Origin of the sequence: Collinsella sp. TF06-26 (assembly GCF_002232035.1) — a bacterium.
GTDB lineage: Bacteria > Actinomycetota > Coriobacteriia > Coriobacteriales > Coriobacteriaceae > Collinsella.
On record NZ_NKXR01000008.1, the window covers coordinates 1 to 21,052 of the forward strand.

At 58.3% G+C, this 21,052-nt stretch carries 14 protein-coding genes and 6 tRNA genes; all 20 read left to right on the forward strand.

The window, feature by feature from the left end:
- Positions 1–191 precede the first annotated feature (191 nt).
- The 20 genes from gap to nrdD all read left to right on the forward strand — a co-directional run bounded on the left by gap (position 192) and on the right by nrdD (position 20,952).
- Entirely contained in the window at positions 192–1,217 is a 1,026-nt protein-coding gene (gene gap, locus CHY22_RS05685) for a type I glyceraldehyde-3-phosphate dehydrogenase (RefSeq protein ID WP_022094880.1), read from the forward strand.
- Between the two features lie 140 nt (positions 1,218–1,357).
- Complete coding sequence (locus tag CHY22_RS05690) at positions 1,358–2,548, forward strand: phosphoglycerate kinase (RefSeq protein ID WP_089572943.1); 1,191 nt, start codon at positions 1,358–1,360, stop codon at positions 2,546–2,548.
- Complete coding sequence (tpiA, locus tag CHY22_RS05695; protein WP_089572945.1) at positions 2,541–3,308, forward strand: triose-phosphate isomerase; 768 nt, start codon at positions 2,541–2,543, stop codon at positions 3,306–3,308. Before CHY22_RS05690 ends, tpiA begins: the two co-directional genes overlap by 8 nt.
- 5 nt (positions 3,309–3,313) lie before the next feature.
- Entirely contained in the window at positions 3,314–4,867 is a 1,554-nt protein-coding gene (gpmI, locus tag CHY22_RS05700) for a 2,3-bisphosphoglycerate-independent phosphoglycerate mutase (protein ID WP_089572947.1), read from the forward strand.
- Positions 4,868–5,031: 164 nt separating this feature from the next.
- On the forward strand, positions 5,032–5,286 hold the full coding sequence (gene secG / locus CHY22_RS05705; protein WP_006236144.1) for a preprotein translocase subunit SecG: 255 nt from the start codon (positions 5,032–5,034) through the stop codon (positions 5,284–5,286).
- A gap of 293 nt (positions 5,287–5,579) precedes the next feature.
- On the forward strand, positions 5,580–7,256 hold the full coding sequence (locus CHY22_RS05710; protein WP_117648301.1) for an ABC transporter substrate-binding protein: 1,677 nt from the start codon (positions 5,580–5,582) through the stop codon (positions 7,254–7,256).
- A gap of 156 nt (positions 7,257–7,412) precedes the next feature.
- Positions 7,413–8,450, forward strand: coding sequence for an ABC transporter permease (locus CHY22_RS05715; RefSeq protein ID WP_089572952.1), 1,038 nt, complete (start codon positions 7,413–7,415; stop codon positions 8,448–8,450).
- A gap of 14 nt (positions 8,451–8,464) precedes the next feature.
- On the forward strand, positions 8,465–9,400 hold the full coding sequence (locus CHY22_RS05720) for an ABC transporter permease (protein ID WP_089572954.1): 936 nt from the start codon (positions 8,465–8,467) through the stop codon (positions 9,398–9,400).
- 2 nt (positions 9,401–9,402) lie between these two features.
- A complete protein-coding gene (locus CHY22_RS05725; RefSeq protein WP_089572956.1) occupies positions 9,403–10,494 on the forward strand; it encodes an ABC transporter ATP-binding protein in 1,092 nt (363 codons plus the stop codon).
- Positions 10,494–11,522 (forward strand): ABC transporter ATP-binding protein, encoded by a 1,029-nt coding sequence (locus tag CHY22_RS05730; RefSeq protein ID WP_089572958.1) that lies wholly within the window; start codon positions 10,494–10,496, stop codon positions 11,520–11,522. The genes CHY22_RS05725 and CHY22_RS05730 overlap by 1 nt, the downstream gene beginning before the upstream one ends.
- Positions 11,523–12,116: 594 nt before the next feature.
- Positions 12,117–12,206: transfer RNA gene (locus CHY22_RS05735), tRNA-Leu, on the forward strand.
- 59 nt (positions 12,207–12,265) lie between these two features.
- Entirely contained in the window at positions 12,266–14,611 is a 2,346-nt protein-coding gene (locus CHY22_RS05740; RefSeq protein WP_089572959.1) for a SpoIIE family protein phosphatase, read from the forward strand.
- A gap of 78 nt (positions 14,612–14,689) precedes the next feature.
- Entirely contained in the window at positions 14,690–15,436 is a 747-nt protein-coding gene (locus tag CHY22_RS05745; RefSeq protein ID WP_089572961.1) for an anti-sigma factor antagonist, read from the forward strand.
- A 105-nt stretch (positions 15,437–15,541) separates the two neighbouring features.
- Positions 15,542–15,617: transfer RNA gene (locus tag CHY22_RS05750), tRNA-Gly, on the forward strand.
- A 34-nt stretch (positions 15,618–15,651) separates the two neighbouring features.
- Positions 15,652–15,725: transfer RNA gene (locus tag CHY22_RS05755), tRNA-Cys, on the forward strand.
- A 42-nt stretch (positions 15,726–15,767) separates the two neighbouring features.
- A tRNA-Gly gene (locus tag CHY22_RS05760) sits at positions 15,768–15,843 on the forward strand.
- Positions 15,844–16,021: 178 nt separating this feature from the next.
- A complete protein-coding gene (locus tag CHY22_RS05765; RefSeq protein WP_143759214.1) occupies positions 16,022–17,755 on the forward strand; it encodes a glycoside hydrolase family 13 protein in 1,734 nt (577 codons plus the stop codon).
- A gap of 141 nt (positions 17,756–17,896) precedes the next feature.
- Positions 17,897–17,972: transfer RNA gene (locus CHY22_RS05770), tRNA-Gly, on the forward strand.
- A gap of 3 nt (positions 17,973–17,975) precedes the next feature.
- Positions 17,976–18,050, forward strand: a tRNA-Val gene (locus tag CHY22_RS05775).
- Positions 18,051–18,729: 679 nt separating this feature from the next.
- Positions 18,730–20,952: an anaerobic ribonucleoside-triphosphate reductase gene (nrdD, locus tag CHY22_RS05780; RefSeq protein WP_089572965.1), complete on the forward strand. Its 2,223-nt coding sequence runs from the start codon at positions 18,730–18,732 to the stop codon at positions 20,950–20,952.
- Positions 20,953–21,052: the final 100 nt, after the last annotated feature.

The following is a 21,052-nucleotide window of genomic DNA, read 5'->3' on the forward strand; positions in this document are numbered from 1 at the left end:
GCAACGCGTTGCGCTGAGTCCTGAGGCTGTTGCAATGAAGATGAGAATCAAGGTTTAACATAAATTTGATTTTCAATTTCGAGCATTCTCGTGAAATTCAAGTCAAAAAAAGGTATATTAGGCGAGTGGTTAGTTTGTGGGCCTCAACGGCGGGCGCTGTAGCTTGCGGGGGCCTTACGAAAGGAGACACAATGGCAGTAAAGGTTGCTATTAACGGCTTCGGTCGCATCGGTCGTCTGGCTTTCCGTCAGATGTTCGGTCATGAGGGCTCCGAGATCGTCGCTATCAACGACCTCACCTCTCCCGATATGCTCGCTTACCTGCTGAAGTACGACTCCACGCAGGGCAACTACGCTCGCGATCACGAGGTCGTTGCTGGCGAGGATTCCATCACCGTTGACGGCAAGGAGATCAAGATCTACAAGGAGGCCGACGCCAACAACCTGCCTTGGGGCGACCTCGACGTCGACGTCGTTCTCGAGTGCACCGGCTTCTACACCAGCAAGGCTAAGGCTCAGGCCCACATCAACGCTGGCGCCAAGAAGGTCGTCATCTCCGCTCCGGCCGGCAGCGATCTGCCCACCATCGTGTACAACGTCAACCACGAGACGCTGACCGCTGAGGACAACATCATCTCCGCTGCTTCCTGCACCACCAACTGCCTTGCCCCGATGGCCAAGGGTCTGAACGACTTCGCTCCCATCGTGTCCGGCATCATGACCACCATTCACGCCTGGACTGGCGACCAGATGCCGCTCGACGGCCCGCAGCGCAAGGGCAACAAGCGTCGTAGCCGCGCCTGCGCCGTCAACATCGTCCCCAACACCACCGGTGCTGCCAAGGCTATCGGCCTGGTTCTCCCCGAGCTCAACGGTAAGCTCATCGGTGCCGCCCAGCGCGTCCCGACGCCGACCGGCTCCATCACCAACCTCTACGCTGTCGTTGACAAGAAGGTCACCGTCGACGAGGTCAACGCCGCTATGAAGGCCTACGCTGCCACCATCTCCGAGACCTTCGGTTACAACGAGGACGACATCGTCTCCACCGACATCATCGGCGAGACCCACGGCTCCATCTTCGACGCCACTCAGACCATGTGCTCTGATCTCGGCAACGGCCAGACCCTCGTTCAGGTCACCTCTTGGTACGACAACGAGAACTCCTACACCTCTCAGATGGTCCGCACCATCAAGTACTTCGAGAAGTTCGTTGCTTAATTTAGCTTTTAGCGAATAGCTCGTTGAGCGTCTAAAGAAGGGCGCGGCCTCATAGGGCTTACACCCTAGGGTCGCGCCCTTTTTATAGGAAATCGTCTGCCGTAATGGGAGGCAGACACGTACGAAAGGTAGAAGCAAACATGGCCTTTACCAAGAAGACCGTCCGCGACATCGATGTCGACGGCAAGCGCGTTCTCGTCCGCGTTGACTTCAACGTGCCTATCAAGGATGGCGTCGTTGGCGACACCACCCGCATCAAGGCTGCCCTGCCCACCATCAACTACCTCGTTGAGCACAACGCTCGCGTCATTCTCATGAGCCACCTCGGCCGTCCCGATGGCACTGGCTTCCAGCCCGAGCTGTCCCTCGAGCCCGTCGCCAAGAAGCTCGCTGAGCTCTCTGGTCTCGACGTTGCCTTTGTCGCCGACACCTACGGCGAGAAGGCTGCTGAGGCTGTTGCCTCCGTCGAGCCGGGCAAGGTCCTCGTTCTCGAGAACGTCCGTTTTGACAAGCGTGAGAAGAAGAACGATCCCGAGATCGCCAAGAAGCTCGCTTCCTATGGTGACGTCTTCGTTCTCGATGCTTTCGGTACCGCTCACCGCGCCCAGGGTTCCGTCGTGGGTCCCGCCGCTTACCTGCCTGCCGTCGCCGGCTTCCTGCTCGAGAAGGAGGTCGACACGCTGACCGGCATCTTCGCCGAGCCCGAGCGCCCCTTCGTCGCTATCGTCGGCGGTTCCAAGGTTTCCTCCAAGATCGGCGTTCTCGATCACCTCATCGACTCCGCTGATACCCTGATCATCGGTGGCGGCATGGCCTACACCTTCTTCCTGGCTCAGGGCCTGACCGTCGGTCAGTCCCTCAAGGAAGAGGACTGGGTCGAGCGCGCTGGCGAGATGCTCAAGAAGGCCGAGGAGAAGGGCGTCAAGATCCTGCTCCCCATCGACAACCGCGTTGCCGATCACTTTGGCGAGGACGCTGTCCCCGAGGTTGTCGCGTCCGACGCTATCCCCGACGATCGTGAGGGCATGGACATCGGCCCCAAGACCGAGGAACTTTACGCCGAGGCCGTCAAGGGTGCCAAGACCGTGTTCTGGAACGGCCCCATGGGTGTCTTCGAGTTCGACAACTTCGCTCACGGCACCCAGGCTATCGCCGAGGCCGTCGCCGAGGCCGACTGCACCTCGATCATCGGCGGTGGCGACTCTGTCGCGGCTGTCAACAAGTTCAACCTGGCCGACAAGATGAGCTGGATCTCCACCGGTGGTGGCGCTTCCATGGAGCTCGTCGAGGGTAAGGCCCTGCCCGGAGTGGAGGCGCTTCTCGATGCCTAATCGCACCCTTCTTATCGCTGGTAACTGGAAGATGAACAACGACGTCGCTGAGGCCGCCAAGCTCGCCGACGAGCTGGCTCAGGCTCTGCCCGAGGTTCCGGCTGGCGTCGAGGTGCTCGTCTGCCCTCCGACCATTGACATCACCACGGTTCATGACCGCATTCAGGCTGCCCCCATCGCCCTCGGTGCACAGAACGTGTACTGGGAGGCCAAGGGTGCCTTCACCGGTGAGTCCTCTTGCGACATGCTCAAGTCCGCTGGCTGCACCTACTGCATCATCGGCCACTCCGAGCGTCGCGACTACTTCCACGAGACCGACGAGGACCAGAACAAGAAGGCCAAGGCCCTCGTTGCCGCCGGTCTTGTTCCCGTCTTCTGCTGCGGCGAGTCCCTCGAGGTCCGCGAGGCTGGTACCTATGTCGAGCACGTCGTGAACCAGGTCAAGGCTGGCCTTGCTGGTCTTGAGATCACCTGCCCCAAGCAGGTCGTCGTCGCCTACGAGCCCATCTGGGCCATCGGCACCGGAAAGACCGCTACCGCTGAGGACGCCCAGGAGGTCTGCGGCGCTATCCGTGAGACCCTCAAGGAGATGTTTGGCGAGGAGCTCGCCGACGGTATCCGCGTCCTGTACGGTGGTTCCGCTAAGCCCGGCAACATTGCCGAGCTCGTCGCCAAGCCCGACGTTGACGGCGCCCTCGTGGGCGGCGCTTCGCTCAAGGCTGCCGACTTCGCCTCTATGGTCGTCAAGGCAGGCGAGTAGGACATATGGCACAGCGTCATCTTCCTGCACTCCTGATCATCATGGATGGCTGCGGCCTTGCTCCGGCTGATGGCGAGAACGCCGTCGCCGCTGCCAAGACGCCCTTCCTTGATAGCCTGTACGAGAAGTATCCTCACACCACGCTCGGTGCTTCGGGCGAGGACGTGGGCCTTCCCGACGGTCAGATGGGCAACTCCGAGGTAGGCCACCTCAACATCGGTGCCGGCCGCATCGTGTTCCAGGAGCTTTCGCGCATCAACAATGCCATCAAGGACGGCTCCATCGCCAAGAACGAGGTCTTCGTCAAAGCTATGGACGACGTCAAGGCCGAAGGCAAGACCCTGCATCTCATGGGCCTTATGAGCCCTGGCGGTGTTCATTCTCACATGAACCACGTCGAGGCTCTGGTCAAGATGGCTGCCCAGCATGGCGTCAAGACCGTTCGCGTCCACGCCTTCATGGATGGCCGCGACGTCGACCCGCAGTCCGGTGCCGGCTACATGAGCGAGTTCTGCGCTTTCCTGGCTAAGATCTCCGAGGAGACCGGTTGCGACGCTCGCGTTGCCACCGTTTCGGGCCGCTATTGGGCCATGGACCGCGACAACCGTTGGGAGCGCATCCAGCGCGCCTACGACGTCATGGTCAACGCGTCCGATGCCGATACCGACCCCGTTGCCGGTATCAAGGCCTACTACGAGAAGGATCCGCGCGGCGACGAGTTCGTCGAGCCTTTCGCGGCCCACAACGAGGGCATCCACGAGGGCGACGCGGCCATCTTCTTCAACTTCCGTCCCGACCGCGCTCGTCAGATGACCCGCGTGTTCACGGACAAGGAGTTCGATGGCTTTGAGCGCGAGCAGATTAAGCTCTCGCACTTTGTGACGATGACCGAGTACGATCCGACGTTTGACGTCGAGGTCGCCTTCCCCAAGACGTTCCCCGAGAACGTCCTGGCCGACGTTATCGCCGCCAATGGCCTGAAGCAGCTGCACACCGCCGAGACCGAGAAGTACGCTCACGTGACGTTCTTCCTCAACGGCGGCATCGAGGAGCCCAAGGAGGGCGAGGAGCGCGTGCTCGTCGCTTCCCCCAAGGTCGCTACCTACGATCTGCAGCCCGAGATGAGCGCTCCCGAGGTTACCGAGAAGCTTGTCGCCGCTATCATCGAGGATCGCGCTGATTTCTACATCGTGAACTTCGCAAATTGCGACATGGTTGGTCACACCGGTGTCTTCGACGCCGCCGTTAAGGCCGTCGAGGCTGTTGACGATGCTCTGTCCAAGGTTGTCCCGGCGATTCTCGCCAAGGGCGGCTTTGCGCTGATTACCGCCGACCATGGCAACGCCGATCACATGTTTGACGTTGCTTCCGACGGTTCCAAGCATCCGTTTACGGCTCACACCACCAACCGCGTGCCGTTCATCATCGTTGATGATAAGGCCAAGCTCACCGGTATCGAGGACGGCCGTCTTTCCGATATCGCTCCGACCATGCTCACCATGGCTGGTATTGAGCCTTCCGCCGAGATGACGGGTCGCGTGCTCGCCACCGAGGCCTAATAGAAAACAAATACCGTTTTCTAGTAAGGGGGTTGTCCACAACCGGACGACCCCCTTTTTGGTATTTCTGCCATTTCTACCCCGTCCCTAAATGGCAGGTGGGGGAGTGTTGGAGGTTGTGGTACAGTACTGGAGTTTGAATTGTTCTATTAAGGAGCTTATCTATGGGTCCGTTTCAGATTCTTCTGTTTGTCGTTTGGGCTGTTTCTGCCGTGGCGCTGACGATTCTCGTTCTGATGCATTCCGGTAAGGGCACCGGCGTTTCGGATATGATCGCTAGCTCGCTGTATAACTCCAGCTCTGCCACGGGCGTCATGGAGCAGAACCTCGATCGCCTGACGGTAATTATGGCCGTCGTTTTTGCCGTGTGTGTCGTTCTGTGCATGTTCTTCTTCCCGCAGGGCATCGTCGGCTACTAAGCATCGGCGTATATACGTTTGTAAAGGGTCCCGCATGTGCGGGGCCCTTTTTGTTTACAGAGTTGTAACAGAGCCAAAATATCCCCACATACTTCGCCCAACTAAAGAAATTCTCGACCGTTAACCGGAATCAGCGCCAAATTGTGCATAAAATGCGCTACTGTATTGCAAAACGTTGGTCTGTTGTGCATAACCAGCCATAGCAGCGGGCGGCGTTTTGATGGTTCGGATCGGATTGTCTCGACATATGTCCGACTGAACATTTCTTTGTCCTATCTCATAAGGAGGATGGCATGGCTGATTCTATGTTCCACCAGCCCGTTATGGGTCGTCGCGCCTTTGTTGGCGGCACCCTCGCTGCGAGCTCCATGGCTTTTCTTGCCGCATGCGGCAAGAAGGGCGGCGACGCTTCCGGTTCTGAGTCCGGTTCGACGCTGAACTTCTACATCAACAACCCGGTCTGCATCGACCCCTACAACGTCCAGGAGGATCAGGGCACTCAGGTCGAGTACCAGCTCTTCGACGCTCTGACGGAGTACGATAACGAGAAGGGCGAGATCGTTCCGCTGGCTTGCGAGTCCTTTGAGGCTAACGACGACGCCACCGAGTTCACCTTCAAGATCAAGAAGGCCAAGTTCCATAACGGTGACGACGTTACCTCCAAGTCCTTCAAGCTCGGTTGGGAGCGCCTGGTCAACACCAAGTCGGCCATCGCCACCGAGTATGGTCCTTCCGAGGTCTCCTATCACCTTTCCATGGTCGAGGGCTATGACGATCTGGTTGCCGGTAAGGCTACCGAGCTGACCGGTGTCACCTGCCCGGATGACGAGACCCTCGTCGTCAAGCTGACTTCTGCCTACGCCGACTTCCCCTTCGTCGCCTCTCACCCGGCTCTGTCCCCGGTCCCCGAGTGCGCCGAGACCGATGTCAAGAGCTTCTATCTTGCCCCGGTCGGCAACGGCCCGTTCATGATGGACGGCAAGTGGGAGGATGGTCAGGAGATCAACCTCAAGAAGTTCGACGATTATTATGGCGACAAGGCCAAGATCGACGCCATCCACTTCCAGGTCATCAAGGACGTGGAGACCGCTTACAAGGAGTTCCAGGCCGGTAACCTTGATGTCTGCGACGTTCCCGTTGCTCAGATCGACGCCGCCAAGAAGGACCGCGGCGAGTCCAAGGATGGCTACACCATGAGTGATGGTGCGCGCATGCTGCTCGGTTCCGAGCCTTCCACGTACTATCTGACGTGCAACACCACGGCCGAGCCGTTCAACAACGCTGACCTGCGTAGGGGCATCTCCCTGGCTATCAACCGTGAGGCCATCTGCAAGACCATCTTCAAGGGCACCCGTACCCCCGCTGACGGCATCGTTCCTCCGGGAATCGCCGGCTACAAGGAGGGCGCATGGGAGTTCTGCGCCTACGACGTCGACAAGGCTAACGAGTACCTCGACAAGGTCGCTCCCGCTGGCGCTAACGGCGATCGTGGCATCAATGTGACCCTGTCCTACAACCAGGACGGCGGCCACAAGGAGATCATGGAGTCCATCATCGGCGACCTCGCCAAGGTGGGCGTCACCGCCGTCTCCGATACCCCTGAGTGGTCTGCCCTGCTCGAGCAGTATCAGAATTTCAACTATCAGTTCGGCCGTCTGGGCTGGATCGCCGATTACCCGATCATGGACAACTTCCTGTATCCGCTGTTCCACTCCGACTCCCTGGGTGGCGACAACCGCTCCGGTTACAGCAACCCCGACTTTGACGCCAAGGTTGACGAGGCCCGTGCCACGGTTGACGACGACGAGCGTATCGCCAAGATGCAGGAGGCCGACGCCATGGTCGCCGCCGACTGCCCGGTCATCCCGGTGATGTTCTACACGCACACCATCGCTGGCTCCGACCGCGTCAAGTACCTCTACGTTGATCCGCAGAAGCACGCCGATCTGGGTACCGCTGAGCTCGCCTAAGAGTTTGCAGCTTCCGTGAGGGTCAAGTATTTACGTAGACCTCATGGGAAACATACAGTTCCCCCTAACCTGGGGTAAACTGGCTGATGGTAATTTTGGGATGCCGGTCTGGCGATCGGCATCCCATTTAGGTTAATCCCTAGATAGGGGAGTGGTATGGGTAAGTACATCGTTAAACGTGTGCTTCAGTTCATCCCGGTGTTTTTGGGCGTCACGCTGATTCTGTTCGCCCTCCAGAATATCGTGCCGGGAGATCCGATCAAGCTGATCGGTGGAGACAAGGCTCTGTCCCCCGAGGTAGAGCTTCAGCTTCGCGTACGCTATCACCTGGTCCAGACGGACGAGGACGGTAACGCGATCCTTGACGAGAACGGCGATCCCGTTCAGACGTCGCTTGTAGACCGTTATCTGTATTACATGAACGGTCTGCTTCATGGCGATCTGGGTAATTCGTACCAGCGCAAGCTGCCGGTTACGGAAATCTTTGCCCAGAAGTATCCGTATACGGTCAAACTCGCCGCGTGCGCCATCGTGCTCGAGGCGATCATGGGTATCGGTGCGGGTATCATTTCGGCGGTAAAGCGTTATTCCTTCTGGGATATTTTGGTAACGCTGACCACGTCGATCCTCGTTGCCGTTCCCGCCTTCTGGCTCGGCATGCTGCTGCAGCTGTTCTTCGGCGTCATCCTTAAGGACCTCACCGGCGGCGCATTCTCCATGCCGATTTCGGGTGCCGGCGGTTCCAGCTCTCAGTATCAGGATTGGATGCACTATGTGCTTCCGACCATTACGCTGGCTTCGGTTTCGACCGCTTATGCTGCCCGCATTATGCGTTCGCAGCTGCTTGACGTCATGAACCAAGATTACATCCGTACGGCAAAGGCCAAGGGTCTCTCCAATCGCGCGATCATCATCAAGCATGCGCTTAAGAATGCACTCATCCCCGTCGTTACCTATATTGGTGTCGACTTTGGCGGCATGCTTTCGGGTGCTATCCTGACCGAAACGGTCTTTAACTGGCCCGGTATCGGCTATGAGGTCTATCGCGCCATCAGCATGCGTGACTGGCCCATCGTTATGGGCGGCGTTACGCTCATCGTCGTCGTCGTCATGGTGATCAACCTGCTCGTCGACATTAGCTATGCATTCCTCGACCCGCGCATCCGCCTTGGCGGTCCGTCGGATAAGGCCTAAGGGAGGTACGTCTCATGCAGGAAACTGATTCTCAGTCTCAGGAGCAGGCTACCGCCACCAAGGCCGCATCTGCTCCCGCCAAGTCCCGCACGCTGTGGGGCGACGCTTTTAAGCGTCTTCGCAAGAACAAGCTCGCCGTTATCGGTGTCTGCTGGATCATCGTCGTCGTTTTGGTTGCCCTGACCGCAGATCTGTGGGCTAAGCCCTGGCTCGGTTCGCCGACGGCTTCCGACTCGACCACCATGGCCGAGACGTCGTTGCTGGCTCCGTGTGCCGAGCACCCGTTTGGCACCGACGCCCTTGGCCGCGACATTCTCGTTCGTGTTATCTACGGTGCACGTGTTTCGCTTTCCGTCGGTATTATGGCCACCGCCATCTCCACGGTGATCGGTCTGGTCATGGGCGCCCTTGCCGGTTTCTATGGCGGCATCTGGGATACGATTATCATGCGCTGCGCGGACATCTTCCTGGCGTTCCCGTACGTGCTGTTCGTCGTCGCCATGATCGCCGTTATCGGTCGTGGTCTTCAGAACGTCTTTATCGCCATCGGTATTCTCGGCTGGCCTTCGATTGCGCGCGTCTTCCGATCCGCGATCCTGACGGTCAAGGAAAACGACTATGTTGACGCTGCGCGCGCGATGGGCGCATCCGATGCTCGTATCGTCGTGCGTCACATCTTCCCGAACTCCGTCGCCTCCATCGTGGTCTACGCGACCATGAACATTGGTGGCGCCATTCTGACCGAGTCCGCTCTGTCCTTCCTCGGCATGGGCGTTATTCCGCCTACGCCTTCGTGGGGCTCCATGATTCAGGACGGTCAGCAGTATCTTCTGACTGCTCCCTGGATGATGATCATGCCCGGTCTGGCAATTCTCTCGACGGTGCTCGCCTTCACCCTGCTGGGTGACGGTTTGCGCGACGCCCTCGACGTCAAGATGAAGGACGCATAAGGATGAAGAAGAACAAGAACTATGTGGACCTGAAGGACCAGCCGGTTCCCGAGGGCCAGCATCTGCTCGAGGTCGATGACCTTAAGATGTATTTCCACACCGAAGATGGCGTTGTTCGCGCTGTCGACGGTGTCTCCTACACGCTCGATCGCGGCGAGACCCTCGGTGTCGTCGGTGAGTCCGGCTCCGGTAAGTCCGTGACCGCCATGACCATCATGGGTCTTATCTCGATGCCTCCGGGAAAGATTGAGGGCGGCGACGTTCGCTATCGCGGCCGTTCTATCCTCGAGATGACCGAGGAAGAGATGCAGCACATTCGCGGTAACGACATCGCGATGATCTTCCAGGATCCTATGACCTCCTTGAACCCGGTCTATAAGATCGGCAAGCAGGTGGGCGAGGGCCTTCGCTTGCACCGTGGCTACTCCAAGCAGGAGGCGCTCAAGCGCGCCACCGAGCTCTTGGACCTCGTGGGTATTCCCGAGCCCGAGAAGCGCGTCAACGAGTATCCGCACCAGTTCTCCGGCGGTATGCGTCAGCGCGTCATGATCGCCATGGCTCTTGCCTGCGATCCCGATATTCTGATTGCCGACGAGCCCACGACTGCTCTGGACGTTACCATCCAGGCTCAGATTATTGAGCTCATGCAGGAAATGCAGGAGAAGAACGGCAACGCCATCATCATGATTACTCACGACCTGGGCGTTGTCGCCGACATGGCCGACAAGATCATGGTTATGTATGCCGGCCGTCCCGTCGAGTTCGGTACTGCTGACGAGATCTTCTATGAGAGCCGTCATCCCTATACTTGGGGTCTTATCCGTTCCATCCCGGAGCAGGCCATCGATGAGAAGAAGCCGCTTACGCCGATTCACGGCAATCCGCCCTCGCTCATGAACCTGCCCCAGGGCTGCGTCTTCTCCCCTCGTTGCCCCTATGCGACCGACAAGTGCCGCAAGCAGCGCCCCGAGCGCGTTGTCACCGAGTCTGGTCATTACTCTGCGTGCCACTACTCCGGTGACCCCGAGTTCCTCAAGAACGCTCCTGAGACGTCCCGTACGCGCAAGGATTCCGAGAAGGGAGGCGAGGCGTAATGGCAGATACCAACGAGCGTACTCCACTGCTGAAGGTCGAGCACCTCTCTAAGGAGTTTCCCGCTGAGTCCGGCATGTTCGCCAAGCGCTTCTCCAAGCGTGTCGTCTCTGCTGTGAATGACATTTCGTTCGAGATTTATCCGGGCGAGACCTTTGGCCTGGTCGGCGAGTCTGGTTGCGGTAAGTCCACCACGGGCCGCACCATCATGCGCCTGACCAAGCCGACGGCAGGTAAAGTGTTCTTCCAGGGCAAAGACGTTGCCGAGATGAGCAAGCATGAGATCAAGGACATGCGTCGTGAGATGCAGTTCATCTTCCAGGACCCCTATGCTTCGCTCAATCCTCGTATGACCATTGGCGAGATCGTCTCCGAGCCCATGACCATTCATGGCGTGGGTACTAAGGAGGAGCGCATTGAGCGCGTCCGCGAGCTGCTGGACGTCGTCGGCCTGAACCCCGAGCACATCAACCGTTATCCGCACGAGTTCTCGGGCGGTCAGCGCCAGCGTGTCGGCATCGCCCGCGCGTTCGCTCTGAAGCCCAAGCTGATCATCTGCGACGAGCCCGTTTCCGCTCTGGATGTTTCCATTCAGGCCCAGGTTCTGAACCTGCTCAAGGAACTTCAGGACAAGTTCGGTACGGCGTATCTGTTTATCGCCCACGACCTGTCCGTCGTGCAGCACATCTCCGATCGCGTTGCCGTTATGTATCTGGGTAAGATGGTCGAGGTTTCGGACTGGAAGACACTCTATAGCGAGCCGCACCACCCGTACACGCAGTCACTGCTGTCTGCCGTGCCGGTGCCCGATCCTGATATCCAGAAGACCCGCAAGCGCATCATTCTTGCCGGCGATCCGCCCTCACCGCTGGATCCGCCGTCGGGCTGCCGTTTCCACACTCGCTGCCCGATCGCGCAGGGCATCTGCTCCGAGAAGCTTCCAGAGTTTAAGGAAGTTGCCCCGGGTCACTGCTGCGCCTGCCACTTCGCGGAGCCGTTCCCGATCAAGGAATCTCACATCGACCTGTAGTCGGTTGTTTTCGTCCGGGCCCGCCCTGGTGTTACTTTTCAGAACGTCCTCGGACATGCAAGTAACCCCCGCTGCGCACTTCGTGCGGCGGGGGTTACTTGCGTCCTGCGGAGTATTCTGAAAAGTAACACCAGGGCGGGCCCTGCGGTAACGCGGCAGGGAGGGGTGCGATTCCTTGATCGCTCACTAACTCTAATAGGAAATTGAGCGAGGCCGGAGCTTTAGCTCCGGCCTCCTTATACAAGGGCTCGGCAAAGCCGAGCCACAAACTTTTTATCAGCCCCCAGAACATATTTGGGAATTGTGTTTGGAGAATGTGGCCGTAGGCCCCGAATCGGTGCTGCCTCCCGGCGCATTCCGCAGGGGGAGCGATATTTTGCAGCACGAAGTGCGTAGCAAAATATCGCTCATGCCCGAGGACGCGCCGGGAGGCAACACCGATCCGGGACCGAACATATAGATCTACCAGCGCATTTACAAATTCGTAAACTTTTTTCAAAAAAGTGCTTGCACAGTTCTCGAATCATAGGTTATTATCTTCCTCGTTGAACGCGCGGGTTCAACAAAACGAACCGCGAATCAACAACATAGCATGTCGGAGTGGCGGAATTGGCAGACGCGCTAGCTTGAGGTGCTAGTGACCGCTTTTTGGTCATGCGGGTTCAAGTCCCGCCTCCGACACCATCGCATTTGAGAAGCCTCTTCGGAGGCTTTTTTGTTACCGATAGACGGTGGGGTCCACGATGGAAACGCTTGAACGCAACGAGTGGGCAGACGTTGCCCAACTAGTCGAGATCACGAGCGATGCTGTCATCATCTGCGAGCTCGACGGAACCATTCTGCATGTGAATAATCGCTTACTTGGTTTGATGTGCGAGGAACGCGCCGACGTCATCGGTGGAGATGTTAAAGACGTCCTTTACTCGTCCGCTTTTGAGCGTGCGACGGAACATCGTCTGCCATTTGAAACTGATGGCTCCGAGAGCGAACTGATGCTCAAACTGAGTGACGGCTCTTTTATTCCCGTCTTGGTTCGTGCGGGCTCCGTAACGCCTCCGCGCATCTTTGGGCGCCGCGCGCCACGTGTCCTGGTGGCACTTCACAGTATCGAGGAACAGTATTCTCACGACCGGCAACTCAAGCGTGCGTTATCGGAGCTTAGAGTGGCGAACAAGCGTCTCTCTGGCACGCTCTCGGTCATTATGAGTACCGTGGGCTCCGATGAGTTACCCAGCCTGCTTGATACCGTTTTGAACCAGCTTGTAGGAACGCTCGATGCTTCGGGTGCTGCTATCTATTTTTCTGAGAGCGGCGGCTTTAAGCTCCGCGGTGTTTCCAAGGAGCTGCTCGACAGCTACCTGCCCGAGTTTTTGCCGTATGGCGCTGGCATTCCGACGTATGTTCTTCGCGAGTCGCGTGCCTGTCGCTTGTCGATTCAACAGGACCTTGAGGGCGATAAGGCCGCCTCCGGTATGTTCATGGACCTGGATAATCGTTCTAAGCACCTGTTGCGCATGCAGGATATGCCTCCGTACCGCAGTGAAATCTGTCTTCCCGTTTTTTACGGTACGCAGATCCTCGGCGTGCTTGAAGTTGGTTGGAAACGCCCCCAGGCACCGCTCGCTTATGATGTTAATGTACTTGAGGTCATTTGCGATTACCTGTCTATCCAACTGGTCGGCATGGCATCGAGCCTTCGCTCCCGTCGCACGGCCGAGCTTGGCCGCTCGCTCAATGTCTTGCGGGATGAGTTGTTTACCTTTCTAGACGATTCTGCCGCGGCTACCCAGGCGGTATCGTCCGAGATCTGCAATATGCTCAACTGCCATTTTTGCCCTATTGAGTATGACGCCAGTCTGGATTCCTACGTCATAGATTTTGAAGGCGGCAGTCGCGTTGCTTTGCCGGACGATCCCGAGAAGCTTTTCTTTTCCACGACGGCGCCAGCGGCACGTTTGGGGGCTGCCCCTGATGGCTTTGAGGCATCTGTTTTGGGCGGCACGAGTGCCGAGGACCTTAAACACGTCCGTATAACTCGCGTTGACGAATCGATGCCTATGGGAGGCTGGCTTAGAGCGCATGGCCTGCCTTGCCAGGGTCTCTACGTCGACGCCGGCATCGAGGCGGGGCGCCCACGCCCTGAGGGCGATGGCAAGCACAGTAACGACGCAATCGTTCCTGCTTCTGTTGCGAAGGGGCCGACGACGCGTGCGCTGCTGCTTCGTGATGGTAGCCAAGAGCCGATTGATGACCTTGAATATGACTACTTGGTGCACTTGGCTCATGACTTTGAACTGATCTATGAAGGCGAATCTCAAAAGCGCGAGGAACGCCATATCGCCCAGACCCTCCAGATTGGCATGAGAAATTCACTGGGGGATGTTCCGGGAATCGCCGCCGATTCGGTGTACCTGTCGGCCACGAACTCGGCGTTGGTCGGCGGCGATTTCTATACGCTCATCCGTCTTCCCGACGATTGCGCCGTCATGATTCTGGGCGATGTGTCTGGCAAAGGCATTGAGGCTGCATCGATGTCCGCGCTCGTCAAGACGGCCCTGACGGCATATGCCTGGGAGGGCGCTGGACCGGCCCGCATGGCACGCTCCCTTAACAGCATGCTCATGGGCTTTTCGAGGGTCGAGACGTTCGTGACGGCCTTTATCGCCAAGATTGACCTTAAAGCCGGACGCGCAACGTATTGTTCGGCGGGCCATCCTCCGACCATGGTCATCAGGCCAGAGTCGATGCCGCTGGGTGGCGACGAGGCTCGTGGGGGAGAGGTCGAGCTGCTTGGATGCCAATCGGGGGTAATCGGTGCCTTTGAGAGCATGGTGTACGAGACAGGCGTGTTTACGTTCGCTCCTGGTGACATGCTATTTATGTACACCGACGGAACGATTGAAGCACGCGATCGCTCGGGTGCTTTCTTTGGCGAGCAGCGCCTTCGTGACCTTCTGCTCTCTGTCTCGGGTGAGGGCGTATCGGGAATCTGCGGCAAGGTCTTGGGCGAGCTCGACCGATTTACCGAATCGGCGCTGGACGATGACATTGCATTGGTGTCCCTTGAGTTTTTACGGGGTCGTTCATAGACGACGCTGGGCGGGCTGAATCCGTACGGTTGGGGAAACGAATGCATCGAGTGGGCTTTTTTGGGGAACCATGGTCGTATGAATGAGTGGAATGACATAGCGGTTTTGACGCCACCAGGCGATATCGACATCGCCACGGTGCCTGCGCTGCGTCGGCGGTTGGATGCTTTGATTGGCCGCGGCGTGCGTCGTGTCGTCATCAACTGTCAGGCTGTTAGCTTTATCGATTCGACGGGCTTGGCATTCCTGCTTACGCGCGCTCGTGAGCTCATGAGGCGAGAAGGCCTGCTTTCGCTCGTCAATGCATCAGCTGAAGTTGTTCGCTTTTTGGAGATTGCTCGTCTTGTCGATATCCTTCATGTCGCGGGGCCGGCACGGGAGTCTATTCCCGCCATTCCGGTGGGGGAGCTGCCTCGCTGGAGTAAGAGCGTCGAGGTCCGTCAGGGTATCGAGAATCTTCCATACTACCGACATCGCATCGCCGAACTCCTTGAATCGCTTCCGTTGCGCCGTGACGAGCGCTACGATGTCGCATTGGCGTCGGGGGAGGCGCTGGGTAATGCCTATGACCATGCGGGCGGTATCGGGTGCGTCCTGACGGTTCAGGCCTATGGCGATCGCGTTGTGGTTGAGGTGCTTGATCGAGGTGCCGGCTATTCTATCGATGAAACGAGCGAACCGGTCGCATCAGAGGAGCGCGGCCGTGGTATCAAGCTTATGCGTATGCTCGTCGATAACGTGGAGGTTGCTCGTCGTACGGACGGCGCCGGCACGCGCGTGCAGATGGTGAAGCTGTTTAGCGGAGCGCTGGAATCGTGTGCCTAGCCAATCGCTTTAGCGCGTTTGGCTACTAAGAACATGCGGCAGACAAGTTTTTTGAAAAAAGTACTTGCGTCTTTTGGACAACTCGCGTAAATTAATAACCCGCAAGCGGACATGGCTCAGTTGGTAGAGCACAACCTTGCCAAGGTTGGGGTCGCGGGTTCGAGCCCCGTTGTCCGCTCCATTGCATTTCCGGACCGTTTAGGCGGTCCTTTTTCGGCGAAGTGGCCAAGTGGTAAGGCAGAGGCCTGCAAAGCCTTTACCCCCGGTTCGAATCCGGGCTTCGCCTCCAGGCAACATCCGGGCGCTCCGGCGCCCGTTTTGTTTTACATATGCGGACATGGCTCAGTTGGTAGAGCACAACCTTGCCAAGGTTGGGGTCGCGGGTTCGAGCCCCGTTGTCCGCTCCAAACGCAGCAGCCCGACTACTACGGTAGCCGGGCTTTTTCGTACCCATCGCTTGGGCTCGAACCCGAGAGGGAGCGAGCGTTTTGGGGCGTGGCTGTGGCGTTGTTTGCCGCGAATGTCAGCTTTGGGCGTATCATCGTGGGCATCTCGCAAAACCTCGTTGCAAGGGAGATTCATCCCATGGCTACAGAAAAGTCCTCTTCGCGCTCATGGATGTCCGATGCCGCGATCTATCAGATCTACCCGCGCTCGTTTAAGGATTCGACTGGTTCGGGTCTGGGCGATATCGCGGGCATTACCCAGCAGATGGACTATCTTGAGCGGCTGGGTATCGAGGCCATCTGGCTGAGCCCGTTTTACCCATCGCCTCTTGTCGATGGCGGCTATGATGTGGCGGACTACTGCGATGTCGACCCACGTCTCGGCTCGCTTGATGACTTCGATGACATGATCGCTGCGGCTCATGCGCGCGACATCAAGGTCATCGTCGACATCGTGCCCAACCATTCGTCCAACCAGCACCCCTGGTTCAAAGCCGCTCTTGCCGCCGGCCCCGGATCGCCCGAGCGCGCCCGTTATATCTTCCGCGATGGTCGCGGCGAGCACGGCGAGCTGCCTCCCACCAATTGGAATGCCAACTTTGGCGGCCCCGCCTGGACGCGTGTTGCGGACGGTCAGTGGTATCTGCACATGTTTACGCCCGAGCAGCCGGACTTTGACTGGTCATGCCCCGAGGTTCGCGCGTTCTTTTGCGATGTTCTGGCGTTTTGGAGCGATCGAGGCGTCGATGGCTTTCGCATTGATGTGGCGCACGGTCTCGCCAAGGATCTCGACCGCGATGACCTCGACCGGTGGCATCTCGCCGAGGGCGATGACATGGTTGAGGACGGCACCCATCCGCTGTGGGACCGCAACGAGGTCCACGAGATCTATCGCGAGTGGCGCCGCGTGTTCGACCGCTATGATCCGCCACGCAGCGCCGTTGCCGAGGCGTGGGTGCTGCCCGAGCGCCAGTATCTCTACGCGCGTCCCAGCGAGCTTGGCCAGACATTCAACTTTGAGTTTGCCAAGGCCACTTGGACCTATGATGACATGCACGCTGCAATCGAGGAGGGCTTGAAGGCAGCTATAGAATCCGATTCCGCCTCGACCTGGGTGCTCTCCAACCACGACGTGCCGCGCGTGGCGACGCGCTATGCCCTGCCGCAGATCAAGGCGACGCGCTACCACCAGATTGCGCTCGACTGGCTCTTACGCGACGGGTCGTCTTATGACGAGGAACGTGAACTCGGCGAGCGCCGCGCGCGGGCGGCCCTTTTGCTCGAGCTGGCGCTTCCGGGCTCGGCATACGTGTATCAGGGTGAGGAGCTCGGCCTTTTTGAGGTGGCTGACATTCCGTGGGCCGCACTCGAAGATCCTACTGCGACCAATACGCACGGACCGAAGCGCGAGAAGGGGCGCGACGGCTGCCGTGTGCCCCTGCCGTGGGTGGCGGCGGACGATCCCGCGCAGGGCGGATCGTTTGGGTTTTCACCGGCGGACGCCGATGCGGCGCCCCATCTGCCGCAGCCTGCATGGTTTTCCGATTACGCTGCCGATAGGGAAGAAGCGGACCCGACATCGATGCTTGCGCTCTATCGTGACGCCCTCTGGCTGCGGCGCAAGCTGCGCGGGTGCGCCAACGATCTTGCGTGGCTCGATCTTGACGGGCGCACCGGCCTTGCGGATGGTGCCGAGGGCGCTGAGGGCGGCGTCATCGCCTATCGCCGCGACAACGGCTGGGCGTGTGTGACGAACTTCGGTGCAGCGCCCGTGGAGCTGCCTGCGGGCAGGGTCCTGCTCGCCTCATCACCGCTTGCAGACGGTAAGCTCGCGCAGGACAGCTCTGCCTGGATCATGCTCGGTGAGATGTAGGGGTCTCTTGCGGCGAGCTTGCGTTTGCCTGCGCCTTCCGCGGCGGCTGATGTCTTCGCGAGGTTCGCGAGGGCGTCGCAAAACTTTTCAAAAAAAGTTCTTGCATTTGGGTGGATCATCCCGTATATTGAATCCTCGCAGGCGGACATGGCTCAGTTGGTAGAGCACAACCTTGCCAAGGTTGGGGTCGCGGGTTCGAGCCCCGTTGTCCGCTCCATTTGGGCGTTTAGCTCAGGGGGAGAGCGCTTCCCTGACACGGAAGAGGTCAGAAGTTCAAATCTTCTAACGCCCACCAAATGTTCGCAGCTCAGAGGCATCGCCTCTGGGCTGTTTTGTTTTGGTCGCCAAATGGGTCGCCAAATACGTCACCAAATTTCGAGTTTTTGATCTTCCGGGATGCTTCTCAGTAGTCATCCGAGGAAACTCTCGTCTTCTCCGTTTGCATACACATATCTTTCAAGGATTCGTGCCGCGGTTGCATGAGGCTCGGCAAGGCACGACCGCAACATGTTGGTCAAGCATAATCTTTTGGATTCTTTTGGCGTGAGCGGCTTGGTTTTGGTAGGATTTGTCAGCGGCTTGACTAAGGGGGTTTTATAACTGCCATGCAGGTAGCCGTGTTGGTAACGTTTTACCGACTTGTCAAATACCCCTCATTTTTAATGCGTCTGCAAAATGACTAATTGCTTTGACCTGCTGAAACACTATATGTTGTGTTTGACCTAAAAAAAGAATACAGGATATAGATGCGTCTTTGTCGTATGATAGATAGCGGACAGAGAACGAAGACCTTAACTGCCTCTTTTGAACGTGTCCTTGAGCCGCTTGATCGGCTTCTGGGAATGTCCGCATGGAGGCTTATGGTTTATCGAGAACACAGATTGCGCGACGGCGCCGCAAGACAGGGACAGGCCCTGCCGGGCATCGTTTGGCTCTGAAGCGCAATGAGACTACGACGCGAAAGAGGCAAGAGGATGAAGATCATCAAGCGCAGCGGCACCGAGGTTGTCTTTGACATCGATAAGATCGTCAATGCCATCCGCGCCGCCAACTTGGAGGTCGAGGAGAGCTCTCGTCTAACCGACCGCCAGGTGGTTTACGCGGCACAAAACGTCGCCGAGGCATGCGAGAACGCGGGCCACACCGTTTCGGTCGAGGAGATCCAGGATTTGGTCGAAGACGAGATCATGCGTCTCGACTGCTACGAGGTTGCTCGCCACTACATCATCTATCGCTATGTTCAGAGCCTGAAGCGCCAGAAGAACACGACCGACGACAAGATTTTGTCGCTGATCGAGTGCAATAACGAAGAGGTCAAGCAGGAGAACTCTAACAAGAACCCGACCGTCAATTCCGTCCAGCGCGACTATATGGCCGGCGAGATTTCCAAGGACCTGACTCAGCGCGTGCTGCTGCCCCAGGAGATCGTGGATGCCCACAATGAGGGGCTGATCCACTTCCACGATTCCGACTACTTTGCCCAGCACATGCATAACTGCGACCTGGTGAACCTGGAGGACATGCTCCAGAACGGCACCGTTATCTCGGGCACGCTGATTGAGAAGCCGCACAGCTTCTCGACTGCCTGCAACATCGCGACGCAGATTATCGCCCAGGTTGCTTCCTCCCAGTACGGCGGCCAGTCTATTTCGCTGACCCATCTCGCCCCCTTTGTTGAGGTGAGCCGTCAAAAGATTCGCGGCGAGGTTGCCCGCGAGCTCGAGGAGCTCGGTGTTTCGGCATCTGCCGAAAAGGTCCGCGAGGTCGTTGAGGACCGTCTGCGTGACGAGATCCGTCGCGGCGTCCAGACGATTCAGTATCAGGTCGTGACCCTTATGACCACAAACGGCCAGGCGCCGTTTGTGACGGTCTTTATGTATCTCAACGAGGCTCGCTCAGCGCAGGAGAAGCACGACCTTGCCATGATCGTGGAGGAGACGCTTCGTCAGCGCTATGAGGGCGTTAAGAACGAAGCCGGTGTGTGGATTACCCCGGCATTCCCCAAGCTTATCTATGTACTCGAGGACGATAACGTTCACGAGAATTCCCCGTACTTCTACCTGACCCAGCTGGCTGCCAAGTGCACCGCCAAGCGCATGGTGCCCGACTACATCTCCGAGAAGAAGATGCGCGAGCTCAAGCTGTCTAAGGGCGAGACCGCCGGCAACGGCGATTGCTACACCTGCATGGGTTGCCGCAGCTTCTTGACGCCCGACCGCTCCGGTAACGGATTTAACAATGTGGCCAACGCGCTGAACTATGACCCGAACAAGCCCAAGTACTACGGTCGCTTTAACCAGGGCGTTGTGACCATCAACCTGCCCGATGTCGCGCTGAGCTCGCATCAGGACATGGACAAGTTCTGGAAAATCTTCGACGAGCGCCTCGAGCTGTGCCACCGCGCCCTGCTGTGCCGTCATGAGCGTCTGATGGGCACGCTTTCGGATGCCGCGCCGATTCTTTGGCAGTACGGTGCCCTGGCGCGTCTGAAGAAGGGCGAGACGATCGATAAGCTGCTCGTGGGCGGCTATTCCACCATCAGCCTGGGGTATGCCGGTCTGTATGAGTGCGTCAAGTACATGACGGGTCACAGCCACACCGAGAAGGAGGGCACGCCGTTTGCCATGGCCGTCATGCAGCGCATGAACGACAAGTGCGCCGAGTGGAAGGCCGAAAGCGATATCGACTTCTCGCTGTACGGCACCCCGCTTGAGTCGACGACCTACAAGTTCGCCAAGTGCCTGCAGCGTCGTTTTGGCATTATCCCGGGCGTGACGGACAAGGGCTACATCACCAACAGCTACCACGTCCACGTGTCCGAGGAGATCGACGCATTCGACAAGCTCAAGTTCGAGGGCATGTTCCAGCAGCTTTCGCCGGGCGGTGCTATCTCCTACGTCGAGGTTCCCAACATGCAGGACAACCTCAAGGCTGTCATTCGCGTGATGCAGTACATCTACGACAACATCATGTACGCCGAGCTCAACACCAAGAGCGACTACTGCCAGGTGTGCGGCTACGATGGCGAGATCAAGATTGTCGAGGATGACGGCAAGCTGGTGTGGGAGTGCCCCAGCTGCGGCAACCGCGACCAGGAGAAGATGAATGTCGCCCGTCGCACGTGCGGCTACATCGGTACCCAGTTCTGGAACCAGGGTCGAACCGAGGAGATCCGCGACCGCGTGCTGCATCTCTAATAACCATCCCAGGCTGCCCCGTAGCGAGGCCCCGGACCTTTACTCGCTATTTCGGACAGTCCTGGCTCACGACGGAGGCGCCACTGGCGCCTCCTGTTCG

What these genes read in the sequence shown, in the direction of transcription:
- gap (WP_022094880.1), top strand. Translation starts at nt 192, where the DNA reads ATGGCAGTAAAGGTTGCTATTAACGGCTTCGGTCGCATCGGTCGTCTG.
- CHY22_RS05690 (WP_089572943.1), top strand. Translation starts at nt 1,358, where the DNA reads ATGGCCTTTACCAAGAAGACCGTCCGCGACATCGATGTCGACGGCAAG.
- tpiA (WP_089572945.1), top strand. Translation starts at nt 2,541, where the DNA reads ATGCCTAATCGCACCCTTCTTATCGCTGGTAACTGGAAGATGAACAAC.
- gpmI (WP_089572947.1), top strand. Translation starts at nt 3,314, where the DNA reads ATGGCACAGCGTCATCTTCCTGCACTCCTGATCATCATGGATGGCTGC.
- secG (WP_006236144.1), top strand. Translation starts at nt 5,032, where the DNA reads ATGGGTCCGTTTCAGATTCTTCTGTTTGTCGTTTGGGCTGTTTCTGCC.
- CHY22_RS05710 (WP_117648301.1), top strand. Translation starts at nt 5,580, where the DNA reads ATGGCTGATTCTATGTTCCACCAGCCCGTTATGGGTCGTCGCGCCTTT.
- CHY22_RS05715 (WP_089572952.1), top strand. Translation starts at nt 7,413, where the DNA reads ATGGGTAAGTACATCGTTAAACGTGTGCTTCAGTTCATCCCGGTGTTT.
- CHY22_RS05720 (WP_089572954.1), top strand. Translation starts at nt 8,465, where the DNA reads ATGCAGGAAACTGATTCTCAGTCTCAGGAGCAGGCTACCGCCACCAAG.
- CHY22_RS05725 (WP_089572956.1), top strand. Translation starts at nt 9,403, where the DNA reads ATGAAGAAGAACAAGAACTATGTGGACCTGAAGGACCAGCCGGTTCCC.
- CHY22_RS05730 (WP_089572958.1), top strand. Translation starts at nt 10,494, where the DNA reads ATGGCAGATACCAACGAGCGTACTCCACTGCTGAAGGTCGAGCACCTC.
- CHY22_RS05740 (WP_089572959.1), top strand. Translation starts at nt 12,266, where the DNA reads ATGGAAACGCTTGAACGCAACGAGTGGGCAGACGTTGCCCAACTAGTC.
- CHY22_RS05745 (WP_089572961.1), top strand. Translation starts at nt 14,690, where the DNA reads ATGAATGAGTGGAATGACATAGCGGTTTTGACGCCACCAGGCGATATC.
- CHY22_RS05765 (WP_143759214.1), top strand. Translation starts at nt 16,022, where the DNA reads ATGGCTACAGAAAAGTCCTCTTCGCGCTCATGGATGTCCGATGCCGCG.
- nrdD (WP_089572965.1), top strand. Translation starts at nt 18,730, where the DNA reads ATGAAGATCATCAAGCGCAGCGGCACCGAGGTTGTCTTTGACATCGAT.